The sequence below is a fragment of the Kitasatospora sp. NPDC058218 genome (genome assembly GCF_042882445.1).
In the GTDB taxonomy this organism is placed as follows: domain Bacteria; phylum Actinomycetota; class Actinomycetes; order Streptomycetales; family Streptomycetaceae; genus Kitasatospora.
Genome location: NZ_JBHVWC010000026.1, coordinates 57,575 through 69,323 on the forward strand (window position 1 = coordinate 57,575; position 11,749 = coordinate 69,323).

Consider the following 11,749-nt stretch of genomic DNA (forward strand, 5'->3'; position numbering starts at 1 on the left):
CCAAAAGCCAGTTCGAGTGCGATTGCTGGCACAGTGCACAACACATGATCACCGGAGCCGTCCCGGGCTTGGACGTTCCTCCAAGTGATCGCCTTTTCGCCCCGGCCAGGGCCGCTCCCGTAGCATTCACGCGGTAACGGCGAGGCAATCCAGGAAAGCGGCAGCGGGCATCATGACGGCGGGCGTGGACATCGAGCAGGACATCGAGCAGGGCGGCGGCACGGAGGCCACCGAGGAGGAGATCGACTACGGTCCCGGCCTCGACCCCGAGCGGCTGCGGCTCTGCCTCGACGTGATCGCCGAGCTGGACGAGCTGCACGTCGACCACCCGGACGCGATCACCGTCCGCCAGGCCGTCGGCGGCATATTCCGCACCCTCAAGCAGCGTCGCCGCCAGGAGACCCGGGCCCGCAAGACCGCGAACGACCGCGAGGTCACCGCCCGCACCGCCACCGGCGCACCGAGCCGGATCGACGACGAGACGGCCGGCGCCTTCGGCCTGACCACCGTCACCACCACCGAGATCGCCGGCATCCTGGAGCGCCCGCGCTCCTGCTACACCTGCAAGCAGCGGTACGTCGAGGTGGACGCGTTCTACCACAACCTCTGCCAGAACTGCGCGGTGAAGAACCGCGCGCGCCGCGACGCCCGCGCCGACCTCACCGGCAAGCGCGCGCTGCTCACCGGCGGCCGGGCCAAGATCGGTATGTACATCGCGCTGATGCTGCTCCGCGACGGCGCGCACACCACCATCACCACCCGCTTCCCCAACGACGCCATCCGCCGCTTCACCGCGATGCCGGACAGCGCCGACTGGCTGCACCGTCTGAAGATCATCGGCATCGACCTGCGCGACCCGGCCCAGGTCATGGCACTGGCCGACGAGGTCGCCGCCGACGGCCCGCTGGACATCCTGATCAACAACGCCGCGCAGACCGTGCGCCGCCCGCCGGAGTCGTACCGCGAGCTGGTCAACGCCGAGTCCGCGCCGCTGCCGGCCGGCATGCTGCCGCAGTCCACCACCATCGGCCGCTTCGGCAGTGGCAGCGTCGACCTGCCCGCGCTGCCCGCCCAGGCGAGCGGCGGCGGCGAGCGGATCTCCGCCGAGGACGTCACCTCCCTCGCCCTGGTCACCGGCTCCGCCACGCCCGCCCGGATCGAGGCCGGGACGGCCATCGACGCCGGCGGCCTGGTACCCGACCTCGCGCCCACCAACAGCTGGGTGCAGACCGTCAACGAGGTCGGCCCGGTGGAGCTGCTGGAGGTCCAGCTCTGCAACTCCACCGCGCCGTTCATCCTGATCAGCCGGCTGCGCCCGGCGATGGCCGCCTCGGCGTCCCGCCGCAAGTACGTGGTCAACGTGTCCGCGATGGAGGGCGTCTTCACCCGCGGTTACAAGGGCGCCGGCCACCCGCACACCAACATGGCCAAGGCCGCGCTGAACATGCTCACCCGCACCAGCGCGCAGGAGATGTTCGAGTCCGACGGCATCCTGATGACCGCCGTCGACACCGGCTGGATCACCGACGAGCGCCCGCACCCCGACAAGATGCGCCTGGCCGACGAGGGCTTCCACGCCCCGCTCGACCTGGTCGACGGCGCGGCCCGGGTCTACGACCCGATCGTCCGCGGCGAGCAGGGCGAGGACCTCTACGGCTGCTTCCTCAAGGACTTCGACCGCGCCGCCTGGTAGGCACCCGCACCGCAGGAGGAACCGCGTTGACCACCGCACCGCTGCTCGGCGCCGGCGTGATCGTGCCCACCGGGGACGGCCGGGTCCTGCTCGGCCGCCGGATCACCGCCGGCGAGCCGCCCACCTGGAGCCTGCCCGGCGGCAAGGTGGACGACCCCGGCGAGTCCTTCGAGCAGGCCGCCGCGCGCGAACTCGCCGAGGAGACCGGCATCGTGCTGCCGGCCGCCGCGATGCGGGTGCTCGCCGTGCTGCTCGACCACGAGCTCGGCCGCCCCCGGCTCACCGCGGCCGTGCTCGCCCCGCCGAGCCTGGCCGAGGCGCTGGTCACCGAGCCGCACGCCTGCGCGGGCTGGGAGCGCGTCCCGCTCGACGCGCTGCCCGAGCCGATGTTCTACCCCTCCGCACTGGTGCTCGGCAGCTGGCTGACGGACCGTCCCTCGGCGGCCCGGGCCGGGACGTACGCGTACCCCGTCGCCGGCCGATCGCCGGTGACGGGGTAGCCGCGAGGCGGTTCAGCCGTTGCGGGCCGCCTCCGGGCCGGTGATCCGCTTCAGCAGCGGGAGCGTCGAGGCGATGATCCCGAGCGAGGCCACCAGGCCGAACGCGGTCAGCGCGTAGTACACCGCGCCCGGCGCCACCAGGTCGTAGTGCATCTGCGACTTGAGGAACATCGCCGCCGCCGCGAAGCCCGTACCGGTCGCGATCGCCGCCACCACCAGCAGCGGCAGCGCGCTCTCCAGCCCGATCACCCGCTGCAGCAGACGCAACGGCGCGCCGGTGAGCCGCAGCATCGCGAACGGCCGCTTGCGGTCCGACAGACCCGCGACCACGCTCACCGCGAGACTGCACCCGGCGATCGGCAGGGTGGTCAGCAGCACCACGTTGGCCAGTTGCCGCCAGCCGGCCAGCTGCTGCTGCTGGGCGGAGCCCCAGTCGCCGACCGTCCGGGCCCGGTACTGCGGGTAGGCCTTGGTGAGCAGTGTCCGGGTCTGCTCCATGGCCGCGGTGGAACCGTCGGTGGTCACGTAGACGTTGCGCACCGGCAGCTCGGCCGCCGCCTCCGCGGAGATCGGCGCGGCAAACCACTCGACCTCGGCGGTGGAGCGGAGGCTCAGGAAGCCCCACTGCGGGACGCCGACGACGCTCGCGCCGGCCGGGCAGTGGCCCACCACCGGGATCTGGGCGAGGTCGGTGCAGAGCACCAGGTTCGGGGAGAAACCGGGGCGTTCGTTCGGAGCGGCACCGAGGGCCTGCGGGTTGTCGTGGCCCAGCGCGAGACCTCGGAAGCCGGGCACCGCCCGGAGGTCCGCCAGCAGCTGCGCCGGCACGGCGCCCGTCATCGGCGGCTCGTCGACCATCGCGCCGTGTTCCACCGCCGCACGGGTCTGCGGGTCGCCGCTGAGCGCTCCCCGGTTCTCGTTGATGGTGCCGATGATGCAGACCGTCGCAGTGGTGACGAAGAGGGCGAGGACGAGGCCAGCGACCGAGCGGAAGCCCGCCTTCGGGTCGTCCGCGAGCCGTCGGACGGCGATCAGCGTGGCCGGCCGACTGGTGCGCAGGGCCACCGCCCGGGCGGCCACCATGGTGAGCCAGGGCCCGGCGATCACCAGGCCGAGCATGATCACCAGAAAACCGGTCAGATAGGCCGCGGTCTGGCCGTTGGTGGTGTCGGGACGACGGTTGACGAACCAGCCGAGCTCGGCCAGGCCGGCCAGCAGCGGAACCACCCGCCAGAAGGTCGGCGGCTTCGGGGTCACCCGGCGGCTGACACCCAGCGGCGAGATGGTGACCCGCCGCAGCGCCAACCGAGCCGCGATCGCCGCCGCCACCGGCACCCCCAACGCCGCGCCCACCGTCTGGAGCGGAGTGAGCGTCAGGTCGCCGACGAAGAAGCGGGCACCGGTGAACGGGATGGTCGCCACCAACGGGCGCAGCAGGAGGAAGAGCCCGAAGCCCACGACCGTGCCGGCGACGGCGGCCACCGTGGACTCGACCGCCGAAATCACCGACACCTGCCGCGGGGTGGCGCCGACCAGCCGCATCGCGGCGTAGCGCTGCTCACGGGTGGCGGCGGAGAGCCGCGTCGCGGTGCCGATGAAGATGACCACCGGGAAGATCAGCGCGCCGGCGACGACGGAGAGGATCAGCGTCATGGCGTCGCCGCGCACGCCCATCCCGGGGCAGTCGTTGTCGCAGGACGGCGGGAGTGTGGTGGCGATGGTGGTGACCTGGCTCGCCCCCGGCGCGTCCTCGATCTCCGCCGGGGTACGGCCGATCACCGCGAACAGCGAGTCGGGGGACGCCAGCGCCTCGTCGCCGAGGAGTCCGGCCATCCGGCCCGGGAGACGGTCGCCCAGCTCCACGGCCGGGGCTGTGCGGAGCAACTCGGCGAGCGCCGGCGACACGTAGTACTCACCGGGCGCGGGCAGCTTCGCAAGGCCGGGCGGGACGGGAGCGGTCGGCCCGGTGGCGGCGACGTCGACCTCGAAGATGCTCTTGCCGTCGTAGTAGTCCGAGTGGTCCCACCACCAGAGCGGGTCCACGGCGGCCTTCTCGGTCCGGCTCGCCGCGCCGGTGTTGGTCCACAGCAGCCGGTCGTTCGCCTTGTCGACGGCGTTGATGCTGGCGAGCGTCGAGAGCAGCAGCCCGACGCCGACCGCCACGGCGGCGGCGATGATGAACAGCCGGGCCAGGGCCTCCTTGCCGCCGCTGACGGCGAGGCGCAGTGCGAACCGGATCACGAGGCGATCCGTTCCGCCGCACGGCCGGCCGCCGGGCCCGCCGACAGGGAGGTGGCCCTGCCGTCCCGGACGATCGCCTCGCGGTCGGCGTAGGCGGCGACCCTGGGCTCGTGGGTGACCAGGATGACGGTGGTGCCCTGCTCGCGGGCGGCGCCGACCATCAGCTCCATCACCTGCTCGCCGGTGAGCGAGTCCAGGGCGCCGGTCGGCTCGTCGGCGAACAGCACCCGGGGCCGCGCCACCAGACCGCGGGCGAGGGCGACGCGCTGCGCCTGACCGCCCGACAGCTCGCCGGAGCGGCGCTTCTCCATGCCGTCCAGGCCCAGCCGGGCGAACCAGGGCCGGGCCTCGGCGAGCGCGGCGGCCCGCTTGGTGCCGCCCAGCAGCAACGGCAGGGCGACGTTCTCCTCGGCGGTCAACTCCGGGACGAGCTGGCCGAACTGGAAGACGAAGCCGAACCGGTCACGCCGGAGGGCGCTGCGCCGGGCCTCGTTCATGGTGTCGATCCGCTGCCCGTCGAAGCGGACCTCGCCGGAGTCCGGGAGGAGGATGCCGGCCAGGCAGTGCAGCAGCGTCGACTTGCCGGACCCGCTGGGGCCCATGATGGCGAGCACCTCACCGGCCTCGACCACCAGGTCGGCGCCGCGCAGGGCCGGGGTCTCGCCGAAGGCGAGCGTGATGTCGCGGGCCTCGATCAGCGGCGTCATGACCGCACCGCCTCGGCGAGCGCGTCCAGGCGGGCGGTGGTCAGGTCGATCCAGCGCAGGTCGGCCTCCAGGTGGAACAGTCCGTGGTCGGCGAGCAGGGCGTCGACCAGGGCGCCGGCCCGGCGCAGGTCGGTCAGCTCGCGCATCCGCTTCATGTGGGCGGCGCGCTGGGTGTTCAGGTACGCCTCGGCGTCGCGGCCGAGCATCAGGGCCAGCACGACCTTGGTGAACAGCACCGTCTGCAGGTTGGGTTCGGGCGAGACGGGTTCGGTGAGCCAGTGCTCGAACTCCGTCACGCCGGCCTCGGTGATCACGTAGCGCTTGCGCTCGGGCCCGTCGCCGGGCTCGGCCTCACCGGGCACCACCTTGCCGTCCCGCGCCAGCCGGCCGAGCGTGGCGTAGACCTGACCGTACGGCAGGGGCTTGCCCCGCCCGAAGAAGGCGTCGTAGTCGCGCTTGAGGTCGTAGCCGTGGCTCGGCTCTCGCTCCAGCAGCCCGAGAAGGGTCAAAGGAACACTCATGAGAGGGACCATACACCAGACGTATACTCCGAGTGTATAGCTGGCGAGAATAGGGCGCTGACCTGTGGAAACAGTGATGTCGCGGGCAGATCCGAGGCAAGCGGAGGGCCCCGGGCAGGCGTGAGCGGGAGGCGGCCCCACGTCCGCCCCCCGCTCCACACGGGCGGCCCGACACGCCCCCACAGCGAGCCGGGCCCGCCGCGTCCCGGCACATGGAGGACGCGGCCACGGCCAGCCTGCCCCGCGCACCCCACCCCTGCCGAGGGCCGAACGTCCCGGTCGTGCCACCGCCCGGCGGCGGGCGCCGGGCCGCCAGGGCCCGTGCCGGGCGGGCGCCGTGGTGCGAGCGCGCACGGGCCTCTTGTGCGGGGGCCGGGGCGGGGGGAGATTGGGAGCCGGGGCCCGGCGGACGATCCCGACCGGGCGCCCCGAGCACCGCTGCGCCCCACCACCCGAGGAGCACGCATCGTGTCCAGCACTCCCGGCCCGGTCCGGCCCGCGTCGCTGCCACGGCGGGCCGGGCGGCAGCTGCGGCGGGGCTTCGGCACCCACCGCGACCCCCTGGTCCGGCCGCTGGACCGCTCGCGCAGCCGGGCGTGGTGCGCGGCCGGACTGGGGCTGCTCCTCGGCCTGGCCGCCGCCGTCGGCGGCGCGCTGCTCGGCTACCAGGTCGTCGGGCGGGACGCCGACGCGCACCTGGCACGGTTGCGCCAGGTCGACGCCGTGGTGACCGCCACCGGCCGGCACGGCGCCGTGGTGGGCAGCCGCGCGGCGGGCGGCTACCAGGGCCGGGTGGCCGCCGAGGCCACCTGGACCGCACCCGACGGGCAGCAGCGCACCGGCACCGTCGAGGTGCACCGCACGGCCGTCGTCGGAGCCACCGTCACCATCTGGGTGGACGAGGCCGGTCTGGTGACCGACGCCCCGACCACCCGCGCCGGCGTGGCGATCGAGGCGGTCTGCGTGGGCCTCGCGGGCTTCACCGTCCTCGGCGTGGCCGTCGCCGGGGCCCTGGCGCTGCGGCTGCGGACCCTCGACCGGCGGGCCGACCGCGCCTGGCAGTGCTCCTGGACCAGGCTCGAACCGCTCTGGAGCGGCCGTACCAGCCACAGTTCCGGCGGAGCGCAGGAGGACTGACACCCGGGGGCGGTCCCGGGTACGCCCGACGGTGCCTCAGGACGCGCCGTCCGGGCCGGTCCAGGCCGGGGCCGGGTGGCCGGTGGAGGCGCGGCCGGTGAGGGCGGCGACGGCGACGACCAGGGCCAGCGCGAGGGCGAGCGCGGTCGGCACGTCGGCGTTCAGGACGAGCGCGGCGCCGAGGAAGGCCCCGGCGAACATCCAGCCGGCCGAGGCGAACCGGCGCAGGCCCGCCCGGTCCGCGGCCAGACCGGTCAGGGCCATGGTGAGGACGGTGGTGGTGAGGTCGGGGACCTTGAGGGACCGGACGACGGCGTTCTGCCACCCCATCGCGAGCCCGAGCAGGCCGGTCAGCGTGTAACGGACCGGCTCGGCGGTGTGACCGGCCAGCGCCGCCACGGCGGTGCCGACGGCCAGCAGCACCGCCTGGACGACGGCGGAGACCACCAGCAGCCGGCCCCGGTGGCCGGGCAGGCGCTCGCTCAGCCGGCCACCGGCGAGCGCGCCCGCCAGGAAGGCGCCGAGCGCGGCGAGCGAGGCCGTCACGGAGAAACCGGCCGCACCCGCCAGGGCGAAGCCCAGGAAGACCACGTTGCCCGTCATGTTGGCGACGAAGACGTGCCCGAGGGCGAGATAGCTCACCGCGTCCACCAGCCCCGTGACGACGGTGAGCACCAGCAGCATCGACACCAGCGGGCCGTGGCGGGGGTCGTTCCACACAGCTGTCCTCCTCCGGTACGCGCGTCCCGGTGGTCGCCGGCACTGCGTCCGTTCTACGCCCGTCCACCCGCCCGGAGCACGCCGAACACTCCCACCCGGCCCGGGTCCGGGTCGGGCGGGAGTGCCAGGGCCCGTCCCGGGCGGTGGGCCGTCAGCAGTCCTTGAGCGCGGCGCAGAGCGCCGCGTCCATGGCCTTGGCCACCTCGGCGTCGGTCGGGCCGGCCCAGGGGACCTTGGGCTGGGCACCCGCCTTGGTGGTGGCCCAGAGCGCCAGCTCGTTGACCGTGCCGTCGGGGGCCGTCAGGTAGGTGTGCAGGACGGCGGTCGTGCCGCCGGGCTGCGGGACGGTCACCGTCGCGGCGACGTACGTCGCGTCCTCGGGGCTGGTCACCTTGACCGTCGCGCCGGGGGCGGTCCTCGCGCAGTCCTTCAGCTCGTCGCGGAGGTCGCGGAAGACCGCGTGGGCGCTCTGCGCCACACCGCTGCTGGGGCGCGGGTCGCCCTGGTACAGCAGGGTCTGCTGGGCCTGCCACTGGTCGGCGCCGCCCGCGCCGAGCACCGCCTGCGCGGCGGCCTGGCCGGTACCGAGGCTCTCGTTGTCCTTGGACAGCGTGGAGTGGCAGAGCTCCTGGAGCTTGAAGACCGGCGCGCCGCCGACGGCCTTGGCGCTGCTCGCGGGAGCCGTCCAGTGGTAGGCCGAGTCCAGCGGGACGGCGCGCGGACTGATCCAGGCGCCGGCCGGGATGTCCCGGGAGGCCCCGGGAGCGGCCGCCGACGGCTTGGTGGAGCCGCTCGGCGGTGCCGCGGCGGTGCCGGTCGCCGGCGCGGCGGTGGAGCCGGTGGCCGGACCGGCGTTCTGGTCCGCGCCGTTGTCCGGCCCGCAGGCGCTCAGCGCGCCGAGGCAGACGAGTGCGGCGGCCGTGGCGACGGCCGTCCTGGTGGTACGCAACTGACTGTTCCTTCCCCCGATGTCGTGATGCGCCGACCCGGGCCCGCGGTTCGGGGCCGGTGATCCACCCCCATGGCCTGAGTGGTGGTCAGCTCGCGCGTCGACGGCGTCGAAACCTAGTGCGAATGGACCCGCCAGGCAAAACGGCCGGAGCGGACGGCCGGGAGCACCGCCCCACCGACACTCTTTTGAACATGTTCAGATCTGCGCTAGGCTGCACCGCAGACAGACCGAGGGGGCTCGCATGAGGATCGTCATACCCGGTGGAACCGGACAGGTCGGCCGGATCCTGGACCGCGCACTGAGCGCCGAGGGCCACGACGTCCTCGTGCTGACCCGGCGCCCGCAGCGCGACCGCGAGCTCTACTGGGACGGCCGCACCCTGGGGCGCTGGGCCGAGGCGATCGACGGCAGCGACGCGGTGATCAACCTCGCCGGGCGCAGCGTCAACTGCCGCTACACCCGGGCCAACCAGCGCGAGATGCTGACGTCCCGGGTGGACTCCACGCGGATCGTCGGCCGGGCCGTCGCCGCGGCGCGCAGGCCGCCGCGGGTCTGGCTCCAGATGAGCACCGCCACCATCTACGCCCACCACTTCGGCGCCCCGCACGACGAGCGGGTGGGCGTACTCGGCGGCGGCGAGCCGGACGTGCCCCGCTCCTGGGACGCCAGCATCGCCATCGCCCGGGCCTGGGAGCAGGCCCAGCAGGAGCCCGCGACGCCGGACACCCGCAAGGTCGCCCTGCGCTGCGCCATGGTGATGAGTCCCGACCGCGGCGGCGCCCTCGACCTGATGCTGCGCCTGGCGCGGTGCGGGTTCGGCGGTCCGATCGACGGCGGCGCGCAGTACATGTCCTGGATCCACGACCGGGACCTCGTCCGCGCCGTCGGCTTCCTCCTCGAACGGGACGACCTGGCCGGGCCGGTCAACCTCGCCGCGCCCCGCCCGCTGCCCCAGCGCGCCTTCATGCGGGCACTGCGGCACGCCGGGGGGATCCCGGTGGGCCTGCCCGCCACCCGGTGGATGGCCGAGATCGGTGCCTTCGCCCTGCGCTCGGACACCGAACTGCTGCTCAAGAGCCGCTCGGTGGTCCCCGGCCGGCTGCACGCGGCCGGCTTCGGTTTCGAGCACCCGCACTGGCCGGAGGCGGCGGCCGACCTGGTCCGGCGGATGCGCCGCGGACCGGTACCCGCCGGTGGCGGGCGCGCCCGTACGATGGCCCGGTAGGCGGCCGGGCGGACGGCCGGGGAAACGGGCCGGGCGGACCGGTCGGGTGCGGGCGGAAGGGACGTTCGGGCGGTGTTGCGCGGGTTCGGCGATCTGGAGGCCGAGATCATGGACCGGCTCTGGACCTGGGGCCGACCGGCCACCGCCCGCGAGATCGTGGACGACCTGCAACGGCAACGGCCGCTCGCGTACACCACCGTCACCACCGTCGCCGACATCCTGCACACCAAGGGGTGGCTGCGCCGCGAGAAGGTGGGGCGAGCCTGGCTGTACGAGCCGACCTGCACCCGCGAGGCGTACACCGCCCAACTGATGCACCAGGCGCTGGAGACCACCTCCGACCGCGCCGGGGCGCTGCTGCACTTCGTCGACCGGATGAGCGGGGACGAGGCCTCGGCGCTGCTGGCGGCCCTGGAGCAGGTCAAGGCGCGGGACTCCCGGTGACGCTCGCGCTGCTCGCGCTCCACCTCGTCCTGGTCGGCGTCGTCCTCCCCCGGCGGCTGGCCGGTTCGCGCCGGCTCCAGGCCCGGCCGGCGGCGGGCGTGGCCGTCTGGCTCGCGCTGATGGCCTCCTTCGGCACCGCGCTGCTGCTCGCGGCGCACCATCTGGCGGCGCCGCTCGGGCACGACCCGGCCGGACTGGTCGGTCTGCTCCCGCACGTCGAGGCCGGCCCGGCCGCCCCGCACGCCGAGGGCTGGTGGGTGCCGGCCGCGGCGGCCCTCGCCCCGGGCGCGGTGGCGGTGACCCTCGGGGTGCGGGCCGCACGGCTGCGCCGCCGCCACCGCGGGGTGCTGGACGTGGTCGCCGTCCGCGACCGGCGCCGGGGCGCCCTGGTGCTCGACGACGCCCGCCCGGCCGTGTACTGCCTGCCCGGCCGCCGGGCCCGGGTGGTGGTGTCGCGCGGCGCGGTGGAGCTGCTCGACGAACGCGAGCTGGCCGCCGCCGTCGCGCACGAGCACGGACACATCCGCGGCCGGCACCACCTGGCGCGGCTCGCGGTGGACACCTTCGCCCTGGCCCTCGGCCGGCTGCCGCTGGCCCGCACCGGCCGGGCGGAGGTGGCGCTGCTGCTGGAGATGGCCGCCGACGACGCCGCGCTGGCGGTGGCGACCCGCGTCGAACTCGCCTCCGCGCTCTGCCTGCTGGCCACCGGGGGCCCGGTGGGCGGGCCGGGGTTCGCGGCGGCCTCCACCGGTGTCCTCGCCCGCGTCCAGCGCCTGGGCCGGCCCGCGACCGACGCCCGCCCCGGCGCTCCCGTCTGGCGCTTCGCCGCGGTGTCCGCGCCGCTGCTGCCCTACCTGCTGGCCTGCGCGCCGCACCCGTAGCGGCGGCTCGGGAATGGCCAGGCCCTGTTTCACGGGCCTGGCCGGTCGGCGGCGGCCTACGGGCGGACGGCACCGACGTACGGCATCGCGTCGATCGCCAGCACCTCGACGTTCTTGCCGGTGCGCGGGGCGTGGATCATCTTGCCGTCGCCGATGTAGAGGCCGACGTGGTGGATGTCGGGGTAGAAGAAGACGAGGTCGCCGGGCTGCAGGTCGCCGCGCGCGATCCGCTGGCCGACCTTCCACTGGTCCTGGGAGACCCGGGGCAGCTTGACGTCGGCGGCCTTCCAGGCGGCACCGGTCAGACCGGAGCAGTCGTACCCGGCGGGGCCGGTGGCGCTCCAGACGTAGGGCTTGCCGAGCTGCGCGTAGGCGAACTGGACGGCGGCCGCGGCCCGGCCGGTGGCCGGGCCGTTGTAGGCGGGGCGCTCGGCCGCGCGGGAGGCCCGGGCGGCGGTCTCCTGGGCGTTGACCCTGGCCCGGTCGGCGGCGCCGAGCCGGTTCAGCAGCGCCTGCGCCTTGGCGAGCTTCTCCTGGATCGTCTTCTTCTCCTCGGCCAGGGCGGTGCCGGCCGCGTCGAGCTGGGCGAGGGTGGCGGCCGCCTCGGTGCGGTCCTGGTCGAGCCGGGGCGGCGCGCAGCGGGCCAGCGCCCGCCGCCCCCCCCCGGGGAGGAGGAGCCGGTTGGGGGGGATTTTAAACAAAAAACACACAAAAAAAAAACCAAAAAA

12 protein-coding genes are annotated in these 11,749 nt (G+C 74.6%); 6 read left to right on the top strand and 6 right to left on the bottom strand.

The window, feature by feature from the left end; genetic code table 11:
• Window positions 1–190 precede the first annotated feature (190 nt).
• Window positions 191–1,693 (top strand): SDR family NAD(P)-dependent oxidoreductase, encoded by a 1,503-nt coding sequence (locus ACFVYI_RS18375; protein ID WP_387886666.1) that lies wholly within the window; start codon window positions 191–193, stop codon window positions 1,691–1,693.
• 26 nt (window positions 1,694–1,719) lie between these two features.
• Entirely contained in the window at window positions 1,720–2,193 is a 474-nt protein-coding gene (locus ACFVYI_RS18380; protein WP_387886549.1) for an NUDIX hydrolase, read from the top strand.
• A 12-nt stretch (window positions 2,194–2,205) separates the two neighbouring features.
• Here ACFVYI_RS18380 and ACFVYI_RS18385 read toward each other — a convergent pair whose 3' ends face one another.
• The 3 genes from ACFVYI_RS18385 to ACFVYI_RS18395 are packed head-to-tail and all read right to left on the bottom strand — an operon-like array spanning window position 2,206 to window position 5,662.
• A complete protein-coding gene (locus ACFVYI_RS18385) occupies window positions 2,206–4,434 on the bottom strand; it encodes an FtsX-like permease family protein (RefSeq protein ID WP_387886551.1) in 2,229 nt (742 codons plus the stop codon).
• Entirely contained in the window at window positions 4,431–5,141 is a 711-nt protein-coding gene (locus ACFVYI_RS18390; protein ID WP_387886554.1) for an ABC transporter ATP-binding protein, read from the bottom strand. Before ACFVYI_RS18390 ends, ACFVYI_RS18385 begins: the two co-directional genes overlap by 4 nt.
• Complete coding sequence (locus tag ACFVYI_RS18395) at window positions 5,138–5,662, bottom strand: PadR family transcriptional regulator (RefSeq protein ID WP_387886557.1); 525 nt, start codon at window positions 5,660–5,662, stop codon at window positions 5,138–5,140. Before ACFVYI_RS18395 ends, ACFVYI_RS18390 begins: the two co-directional genes overlap by 4 nt.
• A 468-nt stretch (window positions 5,663–6,130) precedes the next feature.
• Between ACFVYI_RS18395 and ACFVYI_RS18400 the strand changes: the two genes are divergently transcribed.
• Window positions 6,131–6,799, top strand: a complete 669-nt coding sequence (locus ACFVYI_RS18400; RefSeq protein ID WP_387886559.1) for a hypothetical protein — start codon at window positions 6,131–6,133, stop codon at window positions 6,797–6,799.
• A gap of 36 nt (window positions 6,800–6,835) precedes the next feature.
• On the opposite strand, the gene ACFVYI_RS18405 is transcribed toward ACFVYI_RS18400, so the two are convergent.
• On the bottom strand, window positions 6,836–7,483 hold the full coding sequence (locus ACFVYI_RS18405) for a YoaK family protein (protein WP_387886669.1): 648 nt from the start codon (window positions 7,481–7,483) through the stop codon (window positions 6,836–6,838).
• A gap of 187 nt (window positions 7,484–7,670) precedes the next feature.
• Window positions 7,671–8,468 (bottom strand): hypothetical protein, encoded by a 798-nt coding sequence (locus ACFVYI_RS18410; RefSeq protein ID WP_387886560.1) that lies wholly within the window; start codon window positions 8,466–8,468, stop codon window positions 7,671–7,673.
• Between the two features lie 244 nt (window positions 8,469–8,712).
• Here ACFVYI_RS18410 and ACFVYI_RS18415 point away from each other — a divergent pair, with 244 nt between their 5' ends.
• The 3 genes from ACFVYI_RS18415 to ACFVYI_RS18425 all read left to right on the top strand — a co-directional run bounded on the left by ACFVYI_RS18415 (window position 8,713) and on the right by ACFVYI_RS18425 (window position 11,021).
• Window positions 8,713–9,696, top strand: coding sequence for a TIGR01777 family oxidoreductase (locus tag ACFVYI_RS18415; protein ID WP_387886562.1), 984 nt, complete (start codon window positions 8,713–8,715; stop codon window positions 9,694–9,696).
• Window positions 9,697–9,771: 75 nt separating this feature from the next.
• Window positions 9,772–10,140 (top strand): BlaI/MecI/CopY family transcriptional regulator, encoded by a 369-nt coding sequence (locus ACFVYI_RS18420; RefSeq protein ID WP_387886671.1) that lies wholly within the window; start codon window positions 9,772–9,774, stop codon window positions 10,138–10,140.
• The gene (locus ACFVYI_RS18425; protein ID WP_387886564.1) at window positions 10,137–11,021 is read left to right on the top strand and encodes a M56 family metallopeptidase; all 885 of its coding nucleotides are present in this window, start codon (window positions 10,137–10,139) and stop codon (window positions 11,019–11,021) included. The genes ACFVYI_RS18420 and ACFVYI_RS18425 overlap by 4 nt, the downstream gene beginning before the upstream one ends.
• A gap of 56 nt (window positions 11,022–11,077) precedes the next feature.
• On the opposite strand, the gene ACFVYI_RS18430 is transcribed toward ACFVYI_RS18425, so the two are convergent.
• Window positions 11,078–11,749: C40 family peptidase (locus ACFVYI_RS18430; RefSeq protein WP_387886567.1), on the bottom strand; the 672-nt coding region annotated here is incomplete at its 5' end.